This is a genomic window from Alicyclobacillus tolerans, assembly GCF_048984885.1.
Classification (GTDB): domain Bacteria; phylum Bacillota; class Bacilli; order Alicyclobacillales; family Alicyclobacillaceae; genus Alicyclobacillus_I; species Alicyclobacillus_I tolerans.
In genome coordinates this window covers 2,020,539-2,038,324 of record NZ_JBMGNK010000002.1, presented here as the reverse complement: position 1 = coordinate 2,038,324, position 17,786 = coordinate 2,020,539, and the positions used below count along the sequence as shown (strand labels likewise).

At 42.7% G+C, this 17,786-nt stretch carries 19 protein-coding genes and 1 riboswitch; of the genes, 15 read left to right on the top strand and 4 right to left on the bottom strand.

The genetic code is table 11. From position 1 onward, the window contains the following. Positions 1-4 precede the first annotated feature (4 nt). The 9 genes from ACOJUR_RS10245 to ACOJUR_RS10205 all read left to right on the top strand — a co-directional run bounded on the left by ACOJUR_RS10245 (position 5) and on the right by ACOJUR_RS10205 (position 7,930). Positions 5-841 (top strand): TlyA family RNA methyltransferase, encoded by an 837-nt coding sequence (locus ACOJUR_RS10245; protein WP_420949932.1) that lies wholly within the window; start codon positions 5-7, stop codon positions 839-841. Positions 842-854: 13 nt separating this feature from the next. Beyond that, complete coding sequence (locus ACOJUR_RS10240) at positions 855-1,292, top strand: hypothetical protein (protein WP_420949931.1); 438 nt, start codon at positions 855-857, stop codon at positions 1,290-1,292. Positions 1,293-1,346: 54 nt separating this feature from the next. Next, positions 1,347-2,210 (top strand): NAD(+)/NADH kinase, encoded by an 864-nt coding sequence (locus ACOJUR_RS10235; protein WP_072874199.1) that lies wholly within the window; start codon positions 1,347-1,349, stop codon positions 2,208-2,210. Positions 2,211-2,213: 3 nt separating this feature from the next. After that, positions 2,214-3,893, top strand: coding sequence for a DNA repair protein RecN (gene recN, locus ACOJUR_RS10230; protein WP_420949930.1), 1,680 nt, complete (start codon positions 2,214-2,216; stop codon positions 3,891-3,893). 110 nt (positions 3,894-4,003) lie between these two features. Beyond that, positions 4,004-5,266, top strand: coding sequence for a SpoIVB peptidase (gene spoIVB, locus ACOJUR_RS10225; protein WP_420949929.1), 1,263 nt, complete (start codon positions 4,004-4,006; stop codon positions 5,264-5,266). 126 nt (positions 5,267-5,392) lie between these two features. Beyond that, positions 5,393-6,202, top strand: a complete 810-nt coding sequence (gene spo0A / locus ACOJUR_RS10220; protein WP_420950538.1) for a sporulation transcription factor Spo0A — start codon at positions 5,393-5,395, stop codon at positions 6,200-6,202. 127 nt (positions 6,203-6,329) lie between these two features. Then, positions 6,330-6,872, top strand: a complete 543-nt coding sequence (locus tag ACOJUR_RS10215) for a GNAT family N-acetyltransferase (RefSeq protein ID WP_420949928.1) — start codon at positions 6,330-6,332, stop codon at positions 6,870-6,872. Positions 6,873-6,913: 41 nt separating this feature from the next. Beyond that, positions 6,914-7,435, top strand: coding sequence for a YfiT family bacillithiol transferase (locus tag ACOJUR_RS10210; RefSeq protein WP_420949927.1), 522 nt, complete (start codon positions 6,914-6,916; stop codon positions 7,433-7,435). Positions 7,436-7,642: 207 nt separating this feature from the next. After that, a complete protein-coding gene (locus ACOJUR_RS10205) occupies positions 7,643-7,930 on the top strand; it encodes an LSm family protein (protein WP_203115430.1) in 288 nt (95 codons plus the stop codon). 106 nt (positions 7,931-8,036) lie between these two features. Here the strand turns inward: ACOJUR_RS10205 and ACOJUR_RS10200 are convergent, their stop codons facing one another. Beyond that, positions 8,037-8,897: a G5 and 3D domain-containing protein gene (locus ACOJUR_RS10200; RefSeq protein ID WP_420949926.1), complete on the bottom strand. Its 861-nt coding sequence runs from the start codon at positions 8,895-8,897 to the stop codon at positions 8,037-8,039. Between the two features lie 141 nt (positions 8,898-9,038). Here ACOJUR_RS10200 and ACOJUR_RS10195 point away from each other — a divergent pair, with 141 nt between their 5' ends. The 4 genes from ACOJUR_RS10195 (at position 9,039) to ACOJUR_RS10180 (ending at position 13,201) form a co-directional block, all read left to right on the top strand. After that, complete coding sequence (locus ACOJUR_RS10195) at positions 9,039-9,953, top strand: DMT family transporter (RefSeq protein ID WP_420949925.1); 915 nt, start codon at positions 9,039-9,041, stop codon at positions 9,951-9,953. 95 nt (positions 9,954-10,048) lie between these two features. Beyond that, positions 10,049-10,219: riboswitch (cyclic di-AMP (ydaO/yuaA leader) on the top strand. A 12-nt stretch (positions 10,220-10,231) separates the two neighbouring features. After that, a complete protein-coding gene (locus ACOJUR_RS10190; protein WP_420949924.1) occupies positions 10,232-10,948 on the top strand; it encodes a cell wall hydrolase in 717 nt (238 codons plus the stop codon). Positions 10,949-11,059: 111 nt separating this feature from the next. Further along, complete coding sequence (locus ACOJUR_RS10185) at positions 11,060-11,905, top strand: C40 family peptidase (protein WP_072874208.1); 846 nt, start codon at positions 11,060-11,062, stop codon at positions 11,903-11,905. 375 nt (positions 11,906-12,280) lie between these two features. Beyond that, entirely contained in the window at positions 12,281-13,201 is a 921-nt protein-coding gene (locus tag ACOJUR_RS10180) for a DNA-3-methyladenine glycosylase family protein (protein ID WP_203115434.1), read from the top strand. An 8-nt stretch (positions 13,202-13,209) separates the two neighbouring features. On the opposite strand, the gene ACOJUR_RS10175 is transcribed toward ACOJUR_RS10180, so the two are convergent. Beyond that, the gene (locus ACOJUR_RS10175) at positions 13,210-13,707 is read right to left on the bottom strand and encodes a permease (protein WP_072874210.1); all 498 of its coding nucleotides are present in this window, start codon (positions 13,705-13,707) and stop codon (positions 13,210-13,212) included. Positions 13,708-13,734: 27 nt separating this feature from the next. Continuing rightward, a complete protein-coding gene (locus tag ACOJUR_RS10170; RefSeq protein ID WP_420949923.1) occupies positions 13,735-15,087 on the bottom strand; it encodes a glycosyl hydrolase family 18 protein in 1,353 nt (450 codons plus the stop codon). A gap of 218 nt (positions 15,088-15,305) precedes the next feature. Between ACOJUR_RS10170 and ACOJUR_RS10165 the strand changes: the two genes are divergently transcribed. Continuing rightward, entirely contained in the window at positions 15,306-16,310 is a 1,005-nt protein-coding gene (locus ACOJUR_RS10165; protein ID WP_420949922.1) for an MBL fold metallo-hydrolase, read from the top strand. Between the two features lie 12 nt (positions 16,311-16,322). On the opposite strand, the gene ACOJUR_RS10160 is transcribed toward ACOJUR_RS10165, so the two are convergent. Next, positions 16,323-17,006 (bottom strand): molybdenum cofactor biosynthesis protein MoaE, encoded by a 684-nt coding sequence (locus ACOJUR_RS10160; protein WP_083574228.1) that lies wholly within the window; start codon positions 17,004-17,006, stop codon positions 16,323-16,325. Positions 17,007-17,180: 174 nt separating this feature from the next. On the opposite strand from ACOJUR_RS10160, the gene moaC reads away from it, so the two are divergent. Beyond that, positions 17,181-17,693, top strand: a complete 513-nt coding sequence (gene moaC, locus ACOJUR_RS10155) for a cyclic pyranopterin monophosphate synthase MoaC (protein WP_072874214.1) — start codon at positions 17,181-17,183, stop codon at positions 17,691-17,693. Positions 17,694-17,786 lie beyond the last annotated feature (93 nt).

The window sequence follows — 17,786 nt, the reverse complement described above, 5'->3', positions numbered from 1 at the left end:
AAGATTGACTGAATCAAAACAAAGACTGGATATATGGCTTTATCAAAATCAGCTATTTCCAAGCCGTGAGGCGGCGCGGCGAGCTATTATGGCTGGTTGGATATTTGTAAATGGAGAACGTGCAGAAAAAGCAGGTACTCTCGTTCGAGAAGGTATGCAAGTAGAAGTTCGCGGTCAGCATAATCGATATGTGAGTCGGGGCGGACTGAAATTAGAAAAAGCACTGCGGGTTTTTGACATTTCTTGCGAAAAAATTACAGCGCTGGATATAGGTGCATCCACTGGCGGATTTACAGATTGTTTGCTTCAACATGGAGCGGACAGAGTCTATGCACTTGATGTGGGCTATGGTCAATTGGATTGGAAATTGCGTCAAAATCCCAAAGTGGTTGTCCTTGAACGTACCAATTTCCGCCATGTTGATAAAAAATTATTTGATCCTTTGCCCCAAATGGTCGTTATGGATGTTTCTTTTATATCAACACGCTTGCTTTTTCAAAAAATCAACGAGATCGTTCAAAAACCGGGCATTATAATTTCACTAATTAAGCCTCAATTTGAGGCTGGTCGTGAATTTGTGGGCAAGGGAGGAATTATTCGTCAGCCGGATGTTCACCGACGAGTTTTATTGGACATGCTGGAAAGTGTCAATCAAATGGGTTGGTCCTGTCGGGGGCTGGACGTTTCTCCAATCACTGGAGGGGACGGTAATATAGAATTCCTTGCCTATTGGTATACAGAACCGGGTTTTCAAATTTCCCTTCATGTAGACGATGTGGTTCATAGAGCTTGGCATGAACTAAAACCAGCCCTGTCGGACAATATACGCCCGGAAAGTTGAGGCTTTCTTTGACTTGTCCAGTTCAGACAGTGCTTTGCGTGGTCACCCATCCATCGTGAGGAATTATTTACTTTCGAACGGTTATACAATTTTGTATACTCGGCCCATGGCTCGTCTTAAGGGGTATTGGGATAGAGTTTTTTTTGAAGAACAATATGAAGTGAATTTCATTGTTCGTAAGAACGGTAAAGTATATGCTGTTCATGTAACGGCAAATGAGTTATCCAATCAACCCAACCAACAGGATTTGATGCAGCAATGGTTCCCGATTTTTGTAATTTTTCACGTTCAAAGTATTCTCCTGATGAATCTTCATGACGAAAGTGTTATAGAGATTGATTTTGAAATAAGAAAACCTATTTACGTGCGTCAAAAGCAACTTTTACTCAATGCGGGGATATTATTTACAGGTATTTTGATAGGAATCATGCTGGGTTTTCATAGTCTGTAAACCATGAATTTCATGTGAAAGAGTTTGTGTGGGGCTGTCTGGAGGTCAATCTGTATGCGAACAGCGCTATTGCTATACAATCCACAAAAACGCCAGGCTTGTACAATTCAGGAACGCTTGCATCAACAGTTGGAGATGAATGGTTTTCAAGTTTGTTCTTTTCAGTCAGACGATTCACAAACTATTTTGCAGACCATCTCCGAAATCTCTGCCATTGAGGTTGCTTTTGTTCTTGGAGGAGATGGAACTCTTTTATCAGTTGCAAGGATGCTAGCCCCAGCCAATATACCTATTTTAGGCATTAATGTGGGTCATTTAGGTTTCCTGACGGAATCTGATCCGGACGGAATTGAAGAAGCTGTGCGACGTATTCGTGATCGGGAGTATGACTTGGAAGCACGGATGATGCTTTCTGCTGCAGTTTTACGTGAAGAAAAAATGGTTCAGGAGCTATTGGCTTTGAATGATGCTGGGGTGGCAAAGGGCTCCTACGGTAGAATGGTCACGATACATACATATGTGGACGGTGTTTATGTGGATACCATTCGCGGTGATGGCATGATTGTATCCACACCTACAGGTTCGACTGCTTATTCTCTTTCTTGTGGAGGTCCTATTGTTACACCACATCTTGAGGTATTTTTATTGACGCCCATTTGTCCTCATACTTTGTTTTCCCGCCCGTGCGTGATGGATAGTCAACAGGAAATTTTGCTGGAAGTTGAAGCATCGCACAGTGACTTTGAGTTGACAGTGGATGGACAGGTCAGTGTTCGATTACATTCAGGAGATTGTGTTCGCATTCGTAAGGCAGTCTGCTCAACGACACTCATCAAATGGCGAGATCGAGAATTCTTTACGGTTTTGCGCAAAAAATTGCGAGAACCCCATTCTCACTTGGACCGAAAGGATGACTAAGCGGTGCTGGTGTCACTCACAGTCGAACATTTGGCGTTAATTGAGAAAATGGAATTGTCTTTTCAGGAAGGCATGACTGTGATTACAGGTGAAACGGGAGCTGGAAAATCAATTCTGCTTTCTGCCATTGCGCTCGTATTGGGTGGAAGAGCTTCTTCTGACTGGGTTGCCAAAGACTCTCCAGAAGCGTATGTAGAAGCGGTATTTCATCTTGATCCATCCCATAGGGATTGGACGGGCATTCTGGAAGAATGGGATATTCCTATTGAAGATGAATTGATTCTGACCAGGCGACTCTTTCATAACGGGAGAAGTGTATGCCGCTGTAATGGACGAAATATCACGGTATCTGCCCTGCGAGAAATCGGTTCTCAACTTGTATTGCAGAATAGTCAGCATGAACAACAGGCGTTGATGGAAGCACAACATCAGTTAACGCTTCTTACCCGTTTTGCTCATTTAGAAGAAGATCTGACGCGTTTGAAAAACGCGTTTAATCGCTGGAAAGAAGTGCGTGACAAGCGCTTAGAGTTATCACAAAAAAGTTTGGAGCGTTTGAGTCGATTAGATTTGTTGCAGTTTCAGATGCAGGAGATCGATGCTGTTTCCCCAATTTCAGGAGAAGAAGAATCTTTATTCGAAGAAAGAATGAAATTACAATCTTTGGACAAATTAAAGTCGCTATCTGAAGAAGTGGATTCTCTCCTCAAGGGAAAAGAAGGATATTCAACAGGTGTTTTAACAGATCTCGCTAAAGCAGTGCAACGTTTGGAAAACGGCTTACGGATGGACGGGCAATTGCAAGAGACTCTGGATTTTTTACAAACAGCCCTTATTCATGTAGAAGAAGCTGGACATGCTTTGGATGCCTATCAAAATTCACTTGAATTTCAACCAAATCGTTTAGCAGACGTGGAAGATCGCTTGATTCAATTACGTGGATTGATGCGTAAATACGGTACTTCGATTGATGAAATATGGGCTTATCGTAATCGGATTGAAGAAGAAGTTAAACAATTAGAAAACTTTGATGAGAATTTGGCGAGTTTGGAACGAGAAGAGGAACAGGCATGGCATGATTTAAAAATAGAAGCTGATTTGTTGAGCAACAAACGTAAGCAGGCTGCCGACAAACTAGCGTCTGAAGTTACAGTCATTCTGAAGGAATTAGACATGCCAAGCGCTCAATTTATAGTAAATATTAGAAAAAAAGAGATCGTAGGAGCTGATGGACAGGATGAGGTTTCCATTCTTTTTTCAGCAAACTCGGGTGAAGATCTCAAACCTCTCGTGAAGGTAGCTTCGGGTGGGGAATTATCGAGGGTTTTGCTGGCTTTGCAAACCGTATTTGCGGAGGTTGAGCCTGCAGAACTGTTGATTTTTGATGAGATTGATACAGGTGTGAGCGGATATGCCGTAGATAAAATGGCTCGCCAACTTCAGGAACTGGCGAGACACAAACAAGTGATTTGCGTAACTCATTCTCCTCAAATAGCTGCTTCCTCTGGACAACATCTTTTGATTGAAAAAAGGCAATTTGAAAACCGTACCATTTCTGTAGCGTCGATCCTTTCTATAGAAGGTCGTATTCAAGAACTGGCACGTTTACTCGGTTCCTCATTGGCAGATAATACTGCTCAGGAACATGCCAAGGCTCTTCTGCAAAGTTATGACAAAGTATAGACAAGTCTCGCCGACTTTGGAGCAATTTTTACATCATATTGCCCACTCTTCAGGGAAAATTACTTATCGAGCGATACATCGGAGGTGTTGTTAGAAAAGGGGGAACTGAGATGCCGTACCGCACAATTGCCAAATGGGTTGTCGTAGCAGGTGCAAGCATCATAGGTGTGAGCAGTATGTTAGCCCACCGTTCATATCCTATCGATATGCTTCATCATCAAGACGATTCAAAGCTTTATACTGTGCAAAATCATCAAACCACTTTTCAAAGCGAGCCAAGCCAAGTGCTGCCCTCTCAATCTACAGGTATTGTGGCCGCTGAACTTACCTCCAGTGGTAATAAAAATTATATTGAGCAATCAGCAACAGATTCTCCATGGCAGAAGTGGACCAACTGGTTACCTTGGAAAAAACAAGAGGTTCACTTTGGACCGCGATCGTACGTAGAAGTCGGAGGGGAATCAATAGGTATACGATTGCAGTCAGATGGGGTATTGGTCATCGGGTTTCAAGATTATGGTTCACGAAAATCTCCAGCACGTTTTACAGATTTGGAGATTGGAGATGTCATACAGTCTATCAATGGACATCCAGTTCACTCCACACAGGATTTAACATCACAGTTAATCAGGCCTATGTTTGATATAAAACTTGGTATCATTCATCAAAAGAAGTCAAAAACGATTCATATCCATCCTTATTTAGACAATCATCAGCGTCCTCATTTAGGTATTTTCGTACGTGACAAAGCCAGTGGTGTTGGAACATTGACTTACTATAATCCGGCAGAACACAGACTGGGTGCGCTTGGACATACCATTACAGATGTGGATACTGGACAGCCTATTGAGGGGCGTGGATTGGTATTTGCTGCAAGAATTACTGGGATTGTAAAAGGGCAAATCGGTCATCCTGGTCAAAAGCGTGGGGAATTCTCCTCCCATTCTCATCCAATTGGCAAAATAGATCAAAATAATGGTTATGGTGTATTTGGTGAATGTCAGCCCAATGGAGCAATTGGACCGTTGTTACCGGTAGCTTATCCAAACGAGGTTCACACAGGTGAAGCAACTTTATGGACGGTGCTTGAGGGAAACAAGATTGAGAAATTTAAAGTGGAAGTTGAAAAGGTATCCGCTTGGCAAACCATGCAAACCAAGAGTCTGGTTTTACATGTGGTTGATCCGCGACTTTTACAGGCTACAGGTGGTATTGTACAAGGAATGAGCGGAAGTCCGCTAACCCAAGATGGAAAACTAATTGGCGCTGTAACTCACGTATTTGTCTCAGATCCGACTCGTGGCTATGGTGTTTTAGCAACTTGGATGATGCATGCAGATGGAGAAGATCTACAGTCAAAGCTAACGGGATAAATTTGAATTTGTCATGTCGGAAGATGTCGATTTGAATGGAATTCTCACGAAAAGTATTACGCAAGAATTGGCAGGAACCTTTCCCTGTTTGTCGAAAAAGTTTCACAGCGAACGCAGGGGGGTTTTCTGGTGGCAATTAGTGTATTGATTGCGGACGATAATAGGGAATTTGCAGATTTGCTAGCTGAGTTCTTATCTACTCAAAACGATATGAATGTAACTGGTGTCGCCTATAACGGCACAGATGTTTTAGAATTGGTCCGAGAACAGGCGCCTGATGTCATTGTTTTAGATATTATCATGCCTGTGCTTGACGGTATTTCCACAATTGAACGGCTTTCTGAACAAAACCATCAAAAAATGCCCAAGATTATTATGCTGACTGCATTTGGACAAGAACATGTGACCAGACGAGCAGCAGAATTAGGTGTCTCGTACTTTATCCTTAAGCCATTTGATATGGCGACGCTTGCAGAACGGATACGTCAAATCGTTTACTCCTCGAATGCACCTGTGGCAGCTACAGTTTCATTTGCTCCCATGTCGGCTACTCCGTCAATTAGCGGATCGACTGTTGCGAAAAAATCTGTAGATGCCCAAATCACGCAGATCATTCACGAAATTGGTGTTCCTGCTCATATCAAAGGTTATCATTATCTTCGTGAAGCAATTGGTATTGTCTATGATGATGTTGATATCCTCGGTTCTATTACAAAAATTTTGTATCCAAGAATTGCCGAGCGCTATAAAACGACACCTTCTCGAGTAGAACGAGCTATCCGTCATTCTATTGAAGTTGCATGGGGGCGCGGGAATATGGATGCCATTCGAACGGTTTTTGGCTATACCGTAAGCGCTTCGAAAACAAAGCCGACAAATTCGGAGTTTATTGCCATGATAGCTGATAAATTAAGGATGGAGCATAGAGTAGGGTAAAAGTTTGTCTTCATTCATAATGACTCGAAGATTACAAATTTAAAGCCAATCGCTTTTTGGTAAGATGGAAGTGTGAAAATCTTTACCAAAAGGCGATTTTTGTATTTGTATAGTTGGAGTGGTTGTAATGTTATTCGAAAAAGACTTGCTGTCTGTAAGATTATTAACAATGCAAGATTACCCTCTGCTGGTCAAATGGCTTTCTCAATCACAAGTTCTCGAATTTTACGAAGGTAGAGATCAATCCTATAATATGGCTAAAATTTCCAGGTTATATGGGTCAAAAAACCTCCGTGGAATAACAGCTTGCATAGTTGAATATAGAGGAGAAAATATTGGCTATGTCCAGTTTTACGCTTTACCCGATCAACAAAAAAATGAATATGGGTTACGTAAGGAAGAATTGATTTATGGTATAGATCTATTCATCGGTGAGACTTCTTTTTGGAATCGGGGCATAGGTACTTTATTAGTGACATCATTGGTGCAATATCTAGAATGGGATTGCAAAGTTCATCGAATTGTGGCTGATCCGTTTGAATGGAATGTAAGAGCTATCCGCTGTTATGAAAAAGCGGGTTTTCGTAAATGGAAGTATTTACAACATCATGAAATTCATGAAGGAACCTGGCAAAACAGTTGGTTAATGATGTATTCTTCTGCAAAGTGATCTGCAAAGAATAGAGAAAAAGCATCTCAGGAGGCAGACTGATGGAGGATATTCGCTATCCAATCGGAAAATTTGTATTCGTTGAAAATGTAACAGAATTGGATAGGGGGAAGTGGATTCAAGATATTGTTGAAGCACCTTCCAAACTGAATCATGCTGTTGAAGGATTATCAGGAGAACAGTTGGACATACCCTATCGTGATGGAGGCTGGACGATTCGACAAATTGTCCATCATTTGGCTGAAAACGATATGTTAGTGTATGCAAGATTTAAGAGCGCTTTAACCGAAGATAATCCACAAATCATGGCGGTCAAAGAAAACTTATGGGCAGAACTTCCTGACGTTCATGTGCCCATTGCTTCATCGTTGCAGTTGTTTACATTGATTCATGAACGTTGGTCCATTTTACTCAAAAATATGTCTGATAAAGATTTTACACGTACTTTTGTCCATCCTGTAAGTGGGGTGTGGGACCTAAATAAAGCGCTCGGTGTTTATTCTTGGCATAACAGACACCATATAGCACAAATTATTAATTTGCGGGAAAGAATGGGTTGGTAAATTGTTTCTCTCTCGTTGCTGGGGTGGAATGAATTTTAGATCAATAGCACATTTGACATGATGGATGACACAATTTATCTATAAATATGCCAAGTTCCGCTCGTCCATGTGGACGAATATCGTGATGTCCAAATCCTTCCTTCGCGTAGAGTGTAGATGACCACAAACCAGTTTTGTGGAAATTCACTCTATAGGAGGAGAGTAGACATGGTGACTCGTGCGCATGTCACACCATATGTGGGGCAGCGTGTAGTTGTTCGCACTCATAATGGAGCCATCCATCACGGTATCCTGCATTCCGTCACTAACGATGGAATCTACCTGCGCCCTTTGCGTGGTCAATGGCAGCCAGCCAATTGTCAAGAGCAAGCACAATACGAAGTCTTAACCCGCAAGAACGGATCGCAGGAAGACGTTGAAGAAGCATGGTGGCCATTCTTTTTCTTGCCCTGGCTTGCTATAGCTGCATTTTGGCCATGGGCTTGGTGGTGGTAAGTTCTGCTTTTGTATGAAGCACCAACTTTTCCTCATGGTAGCCGGCTCCCTTCGAGCCGGCGTTACTCATATATCATCTGCTAAATTTACGGTGAGGGATTTGAACTTAGGATGCTGAACCAGGCTTCAGCACGTACAGTGTGAGTGTCCTTCTACCAAAATCCAACGCCTCTTGTTCGGTAGCCATACAGATGTCTATTCGATCTCCCTGAATAGCGCCTCCCGTATCGGCAGCAATTAAGTCTCCAAATCCAGGGATATAGACCACCGAACCGAGGGGGATGACAGACGGATCGACCGCGATAACGCCTGGTTCAGCAGGTCTTCCTGTTGCAGTAATTCCGCCTGCAACGTATGCCGTAGCAACCACCGTTAAAGTTTCGGCACTTTGCAAATTATTGCTGCTTCTCGTACTGAGCGTACTTTCAGGATTAGATTGATTGTAAGTTTGGGATTGAATAGGTGGTAAAACTGGAGCAATCCCTTCTAAGAGAACACGGGGAGTTGGGGGGCGGATGGTTTGAACGTGTTCGGCCTGTTGCAACATACGACCATCTAAAAAAACGCGCACCTGTTTAATCTCAGCAATGCCTTCTTCGCCAGAGTGCAAGACGTGGTATTGACCTACTGGCAAACGAGTTGTTTTTTCTATAAAGGTTTCAAATGGTAATCTTCGTTTGCTGATGGTGGTTACCACATGTTTTTGCATAAACCGATGGTCTGTATGAAGACTTGTCATGAACGATTTTTTAGAGTTTTCTTTTTTTTGTAATCTAATTTTTAGCCATTGTGATTTATTTTGCGCCTGTAAATTAGAATTTTCATTATTGATATAAATTGAATTCGCTTTCGGAAACAGGGTAGTAGTTTCCTGATGAGAAGCAGGAACCAATGTAGTAGCTCCATCGGCAATCAGCGAGGCAATCAGAGCTGAAATGGTTACCGGCATCATACCTGGCTTAAGCAATTGCTCACCCCTATCGAAAAATAATGAATTGGATTGGCTGGTTTGTCATTCAGACTATGCACCAGCCTCTCTTTTCATGACAGAGTTTTTACCGTATCTTTAGGTTTGCAGTTCTCGTTTGGGAAAAGAGGCACAATACATATGAATAAACCTATAGCTTTGATTTCTTTAATCCTAGTTACATTGGTTTGGGGAGTAACATTTACTTTAACGAAATCAGCACTTTCGGATGTACCTGCCCTGCCACTTTTGGCGATCCGCTTTCTATTAGCTAGTTTTTGTATGCTGCCCTTCGTGTTTTGGAAACGTGACCTGCGAAAACAAATGAATTGGCAATCGACGTGGATAGGTGCAGGAATTGGTCTGGTATTAATGCTTGGTTATGCCTTGCAAACTTTTGGACTAGAGACTACTTCACCCGCAACAAGTGGCTTTTTGACAGGACTTTCAGTGGTCATGGTACCGTTTATCAGTTCGGTTATTCAGAAAAAAAAGAGAATGGGTGTCCGTGTCTGGGTGGGAACATGGTTCGCAGCAGGCGGTTTATATCTACTTTGTGGACCAGGATTAATTCATATGCAACCTGGCATCCTGGAAGGTTTATTTTGTGCGTTGTTTATGGCGTTACAAATCGTCATGGTAGAAAAGGCAGCCCCTTTCATCTCACCTCTCTATCTGGCTTTTGTTGAAATTGCAACCATGTCAATTTGTTTTTCAATATACTCCTTTTTGGTCTACCCTCATTCAGTATGGAATCTGGCAAATTGGTTGCAGCCCAAAGTGGTTATTTCTCTGCTTGTCAACGGCATTATGGGTACCTCTATTGCTTATTGGATTCAAAATGTTGCTCAACGTTATTTGAGCGCTTCTCAATCTGCAGTTATTTTTACGTTAGAACCGGTATTCGCTGCTCTTGTGGCTTGGCTTTTAGATCAGCAGAAGTTAGGTTTCTTCACATGGTTCGGAGCTTTTTTCATTTTGCTAGGCATGTGGTTGAGCGATACTTCCATTCGATGGAAACTAACATGGAAAAATCATGATGAAATCAGTCAATGAGGTAGAAAAATGATAATGTTTATATAAAAAATGGTAATCAAGTAAATTATTTTAGAATGAATTCAATAATTTTTTATGTTAGCTTGTTAGTAATCTTCTGCTTCAAGCCGAATCGCTGATAGCAGCGTACGGGGGATTTTCAGTATGAAGGTGCGGGAATGATGCAATTGCCCGATCGCCTTCTAGGGGTGAATCCAAATTTGGACAGGCGTACTCGATCGCCTGAACCCGACAGCTAACCTCGGAGGCAATTCTCGAGAGGGAGTCGTTTACACATTATGTTGAAAAAACAATTTTTAAAGAAGCGAACTTTGCAAATCGCTGCTCCGGTCGTAGCAGTATCTTTTTTTGCGGCCACACATATGACGGTTGCCCATGCAGATACGATGTCAACGTACACCGTACAAGCAGGCGATACATTATGGAAAATTTCTCAAGCCTACCATATCTCTCTAGCTTCATTGGAAGCAGCTAATCCTCAGGTCACTCCGCGCGATATGTTGATTGGCACAGTACTGAATTTGCCAGTCTCAAGCCGTACATCTTCTTCTATTGTGGCCAACACCAACCAAATAAATTCAAGTTCATCTCCAACCGCAAATGCTGATGATTCAGAGGCTACGTACAATAGTAATCTATATTGGTTAGCCCATTTAATTTCTGCTGAAGCTCAGGGTACCCCGCTCAATGCTCAAATTGCAGTGGGGGATGTTGTCTGGAATCGTATGCAAAATCCAGATTACCCAAACACTGCTTATGGGGTAATATTCCAGAAAACGAACGGTTATGCGCAGTTTACTTGTACCACGAACGGTTTTATCTATCAGACTCCTGTGGCTAGCGCTTGGACCGCTGCCGAAGATGTGTTGGACAACCATGAAAATCTAGTACCTAATGCGTATGTTTTTTATAATCCATCCAAAACCGCTTCTAACAGTTGGGTCTGGGATCAACCAACCATTGAACAAATTGGGCCGTTTATTTTTGCACAGTGATGATTTTGTAGAAAGCCATCACTGGTTAGATTTTTAAAAAGTTTATATTTTATTTGCTAAACTTATATAACAGAAAATTTTAAATAATAAAATAAAAAAGAGGTGCATTTTGTGAAAAACAACAGATTTGCCAAATGGTTTTGGCAAGGCGCTGGCGTCTTGGCAGCTGCATCAACAGTTCTCGCCTTTGTTCAGCCAAACGAAGTTTGGGCTGCAAATCTGTCGTCCAATTCCAGCGAATATGTAGAGACGAATCACGGTTGGGTAGACATGTTTCGCTCACCATCTATCTATTCTCCTGTGGTAGGTAAATTAGAATTATCGGAGCAAGCACCGTTGGTAAAAAAATATAACAACTACTGGTATGAGGTTGATTGGCAAGGTCAAGATGTTTTTTTGACCACGAGTAGCAGGTTTGTCCATCTGGTAACAACCGATAGTACTCAAACAGTTGCTCCTTCTTCAACAAACACTGCATCATCGGATCTTTCAGCAAATACGACTGTAAACACAAATGGATTGAGTTCTGCAACCTCTCCTTCGTCATCTTTGCCAGAGTGGAAAATAGAGGCTAACAAAGTGATTGCTGTAGCCCGTACCCAACTGGGTGTCCCTTATTGGTGGGGGCATCAGGTTCCTGGTGTAGGTTTTGACTGCTCAAATTTTACGGCTTGGGTTTATCGGACTGCTCTTGGCATCCGCTTTTCATCGTCGTCCGTATATCAACGTTATCATGTAGGAACACCTGTTCCACTGTCGCAAATTCGTGAAGGAGATTTGCTTTTCTTCCGAACAGCCAATAACCCGACAGGTGGAGGACATGTGGGGATTTATGAAGGTAACGGAATGCTCATTGAAGAAGGTGGGGGATACGGAAAAGTAGTCCAAGTTCCACTGTATTCGACTTGGTTTGGGCATGCTTTAGTTTTTGCTCGCCAGGTCATTCCTAACTCCTAACCAGATGTTTGTCAATCGGGCGAATGTCCATGGCATAAATCTGGACTGCTACGTACTGTAAGAGCAGAAACCGCTCAAGGGAGGTGCTCTTAGATGTACGGAGTATTTGGAGGATATACTCGCTGGGCTGTAGTATTTCTCATCATCTTTGTGCTCTTTATCCTGCTCGTGCCCTATTCGGTAACTACCTGCACCACAACACCGGTTGCGTAATTTAACAATTTTTACAAATTCAGAACAAAAAACTGTCCCTGCAGGGGCAGTTTTTTGTTTCAAAACAGGAAGGACAATGAGAGATTTGCTGAACAGTTTGGAATTCCTTAATCTATTGATGAGACGTTTCTCATCACTTCCGTCTGAAAAGGAGATCCGTTCATGATTTTTCTTGTTGATCTTCCCCAACCGTTTGATTGGGACGCTACCATAGAGCGGTTTGCCGTTCGAGAAGATATTACAGTCCATGTTCAGGACCATACGCTCATTCGTACTTTTTGGACGGGAAATAAACCCATTGTTTACCGTGCTTCCGCAGTCAAAAGCCGCTGTATGGATAGTGTGTTGAAGATAGAGACCAATCGCAACCTTTCTTATCAAGAACAAACAGAATTGAAGGCACATTTGGCACTCACACTCAGTTTTACAGACGACGTAGAAGCGATGTATGAGACATTGCAACATACACCTGCAGCCATACTTTTTGAACGCTTTCGCGGGTTGCGTCCAGTACACGATCCAACGCTTTTCGAATCGCTCATCCGTACCATCATCGGGCAACAGTTAAACACTAAATTTGCTGCCACTCTTGTGAATAGGCTGGTTCGATTAGCGGGTGATCACGTTGAAAATCCATTTGTAGAAGAAATTTTCACTTTTCCAGCCGCAGAATCCTTATTGCGATTTTCTGTGGATGATTTACGGCAAATACAATTGAACAATCGCAAGGCCGAGACAATACTCAGCATTGCTCGAAGTGTGGTTGAAGAACAACTGCCGCTTGAAAAATGGCGTGGTATTTCTCGCGAGGAGTGGTTTGAGCGTTTACTGCCGGTGAAGGGAGTGGGTTTCTGGACAGTGGAGTGTCTGCTGCTTTTTGGGGTGGGAATGCTTGATGAATGGCCAAGCGCAGATGTGGGATTGCAGAAGGGTCTTGCCAATCTTCTTATTTTGCCGGATCGTCCCAATCTTGATGAAACCAAGCGACTCGGTGAGATGTTTGCTCCTTTTCGCAGTTATGTCACTTATTATGTATGGCACAGTTTACGTCATCCATTACCAGGCCATACGTCAAATAGATAAATGGGTGTTTAAGTTAGGAATATTTTAGAAATCCATTCAAGGAGGAGACCACCTATAATCGAAACAATAAAAGAGACAACTGCTCGTAATATCGTATAGGGAACTCCAAGAAAAGGAAATTCAGCAGGTATGCGTGGTAAAGAGACAAGCTGCCAAGATGTAAGAAAACTGAAAACCGCCCCTGGAGCTGCTTTGGCGTTTAAAAGTCCAGCGGCTAAAGGATAAACTGCCCAGCGCGATCCGGTTCCCATCAGTCCAAAAAGTGCTCCTATGATGATTCCAGACAATCCACTTTGTGGTCCAAGAAATCGGGCAATGACTTTTGTATCTATAACCTGAGAAATGAGACCTGCGATAAACATGGATACAAGCATCCATGGCATCGCTTGAATCAACATGGATAAACTGGATTCTACACCATCATGAGCCAATTCAGGTTTGTAGAACATAAGAATAGTGTAAGTGCCAATAGTACACAGACCTACTGTCAGCAGGATTCTGTCCAAATTTTATCGCCCCCTCCTACCCTACCCTCAAGTTACCACTTTCTGTAAATTATTGATCATGCTTGTCCATATTGAAGGTTGTGAAAATGGCAATGACCAAACAGCTACTCCAGCCAAACCGTCGTTATTGACAAGTTGAAGCTTGTCGGAAAATGTCTGTTGATTGGCATACCATACTTCTTCGGTTCCACCATTGACTGGATATTGAGCATACATAAGATCGAGACTTGGCTGATATTCGGATTTGGCTTGATGTTCAGCAAGAATCGAAGCAACACTGTCAAGTCCAACGGCTTCGCTGTTCACTGCCTGTCCATTGACCACTGTCCAGAAACGTGTGTACATGGGTATACCAAGCAAGAGCTTATCCGCAGGAACTCCTGTATCCAGTAAATCATTGACACAGCTTTTCACCCAGGGCATATCTGCTACAGGACCAGGTGTTGGATCGGCTGCCCAATGTTCATCATAGGCCATGAGAATCAGTTGATCGCTCACATCTGCCAAGCCGGCATGAAAGTAAGCGGAGTTGTCAACTAGCGGTACAATATCTGCCGTCACATCAACTGATAAATCAACATGAATGGCTTGAAGATTTTTGTGTAAGCGAGCTACAAATGTTGTGTAAGCAGATTGATCGGAGTCATCCAAGTTTTCAAAATCAAGATTAATGCCATTTAGTTGATTTTGTTTGGCAATTTGGACAAGTTGCTGTATACATCTCATTTCACTGGCTTTACTAGATAAAAATTGATGAGTCATATTGGCAAGAAATTGATTGTCAAAAAGCGCCCAAACTTGTACATGATGCTGATGCGCATACTGAATTACGGCGGGATTCACTTGACTGCTCACCTGGCCGGAAGCGTTTTGAAGTTCCAGCCAGCTTGGAGATACAACATTCATTCCTGGATTATCTTTAATGAGCATGTCACTTTCATAGGTGGATTCAGCGGGCATCCAACCTAAAGCAATTTTGTGAGAGACCGATTGCCAGTTTGCTATAGAAGATAGTAGTGGTGACTGTGTTCCACCTCCTGATTCTTGAAATGTGGAAGGAGTCGAAAAGTAGGCGTCTTCCAATTCAACTTCCGGATGAAGAAACGGCATATGTGTTGTTTCTGCTAACCAAGTTGGAAATGTTTTTAGAAAGTTCCCCAGCGGCATGTTCTCCGCATTATTTTCTGTATCGGTTGTTCCAATCCATTCATTGAGTAACGCGTCTCCAAGGGTTGTGGTACTCCAGTTTGAACCTGGATTGTCAAAGCTTTGGTTCAATGCACCGTCTAAAGCAACCATGCCCCATAGAAAACTGCCTGCGGCAATTGCAGCAAGCAACGCACGGCGTGCTTTTTTTCGCCGCTTTTTTAACTTGCGCATCCGCCATTCTCCTATCTATTGAACTCTTTATCTCTTGTCTATCTGCTGTATTCTATGAGACGAGTTTTGTAATTAGAAGATTTATAGAAAAGTTTTTTCGATATTTGCCTCATTGAATAGAATGCTTTGCTGGCGTATCATAAAAAAGAGCAGAATATACCCATCTTTACGTTTCATCATTATCCGCTCGTACAAAACGAGCAAGAGGAGGGGCGGCAATGGCAACTGTTCAATCTTCACAGGCTTTGGAAGTTCACTGTTTGCCTGTGCCAACCGGATTTGCTGTTGGTGATATGAATGCCTATCTTCTACAGCGCGCAGACGTATATGTGTTGGTGGATAACGGACCACGGCGTCAAGAATCACTGACGGCATTAGAAAAAGGGCTTAGAGAGCACGGTATCTCATCTTTTTCGGAATTGTCCGCACTGGTGTTGACACACGGTCATGTCGATCACGTTGGATTAACTCGGAAAATTGCCGAAGCTGGCGTTCCCGTCTATGCGCATCCCGGTGTGTCCAGCTGGTTGGATGGCTGGGAAGGAGGGCATATTTACCGTACGCGGTTTTACGAAGCACTTTATCAACGCTGTGGGATGCCACAAAATTATCAAGAAATGGCTCAAAAAGAATTTTTTTTATTACAAAAATTGAACGACCGGTCGGTAGTTGATGTCCCGGTTCATGACGGAATGACTTTTGAGTGGCTTCCGGAGTTTCAGTTTATAGAGGTTCCAGGTCATGCTCAGGCTGCTATTGCGCTCTACCATCCAGAAGAAGAAATGATGATCATTGGCGACCAACTTATTGCCCGAATATCATCCAATGCCTTGGTTGAGCCTTTACCGGGAGAAGCAGACGGCTTTCTAGCAAAGCGTAGTAAGTCTTTGCTTGATTACAGAAACAATTTGAAATGCATACAAGGAATGAAACTTCGTACTGTTTATCCAGGCCATGGAAACGTGATTGACAATCCACGCGATCTGATTGCCAAAAGACTTGAGGAACAGGAGAGTCGAAGAGATAAGGTTCTGCAAATGGTTCGAACCAAGCCGATGCAAACAGCTTGGGATTACGCTGCTGCTTATTTTCCACATCGGCTTGATCAACCTAGCTTAATTCTCTCCGAAATACTAGGTTATCTGGATTGGTTAGTCGTGGATGGGGAGATTCACATCGTTGAAAAGCAGGGTGTTGAGTATTTTTATTGCTCGCGTACCTGAATTTTGCAGACTTTATTCTGGATTCTCTTTCCACTCGGTTTGTCCATCCGAAAAAAATTCTTTTTTCCATATAGGAACTTCTTTTTTTAATCGATCAATCAGCGTCTTGCACACTGTGAAAGCAATATCACGGTGGGCGGACGCTGCGGCACATATCACGGCTGTTTCTGTGGGTACAAGTGTTCCCACGCGATGCCAAGCCAGGGTTTTGACACCAGGATAGGTGGTTTCCAACTCTTCACCAAGTCGATGCATTTGTAAAAGAGCCATATCCTTGTATGCCTCGTATTCTAATTTCTCCGTTCGTCTATCTCCAGTCCACTCTCTTACTGTGCCAGAAAACAGTACAATTCCTCCGAATTTAGGATCCTCAAGTAATTGATAGGCTTTTGACAAGTCAAGCGGTTCATCTGTCACCTGATAGTAAGGTGAAATTATTTCTATTTTTCCTGATCCCCCGCCAACTGGTGGAATCCATGCTATTTCATCTCCGTCTTTCAATAAAGTGCTATCTTCTGCGTACGACTCATGGAGAGCCGCAGCTGCTCTATGTAAATCCTGCTGGAGTTGAGGGAAAATTTTCGTGAGTTCAGAACGGACATCAAGAATTTGGGCATTTTCAGGCAACTCGATCCAGCACTCGTTGGTTTGAGCTAGTTCACGTAATCGGGCGAAAAATAGAACTTTGATTCGCAATGAGAGGTCACTCCTTATATGGAACGGTTTTACCGGTTCCCATCCTGTCAATTTTTCATGTATGCTTAACGGAGACTCTATGAAGCTGATTCATAAGAAACAGTGTAAAGTTTAACTGTTGAATTGCCAACTAGACAAATCAAATAATATCCATAGCATAATGGAGAGATTAGAGTGACCAAAGAAACTCAAACGGATCGTCCCATTCAATTGACTCATTTTGACGCTGAAGGTCATGCACATATGGTCAACATCAGCAGTAAATCTACCACTGCAAGGCGTGCAGTTGCGCGTGTTGAAATTTTCATGCAAGCAGAGACGCAGAAACTCATAGAAGAGGGAGGCTTAAAAAAAGGGAATGTCCTTTCAGTGGCAGAAATTGCAGCTGTGATGGGTGCCAAACAGACGGCACAGATGATTCCTCTTTGCCATCCAGTGCCTCTTGAGCATGTTTCGGTACGACATGAGTTTTTAGAACCGCTAGAAGGTCAATCACGCCTGCAAATTGAGGTGGAAGTGGCAGCAACCTATCGAACAGGGATTGAAATGGAAGCTTTGCATGCTTGTTCAGTGGCAGCCTTGACCGTTTATGATATGTGTAAAGCAGTCGATCGCGCTATGACCATTGAACGGCTTCGGGTTGTATATAAATCAGGTGGGAAAAGTGGCACGTTTGAAGCAGAATAACCTCACAAACGATAAAGAATCACAAGTTTTCAGAGTAGAGTATAGGCAACGAGGTTCTTACTGTTAGAAGTTTCTTTTTTTAATAGAACAATT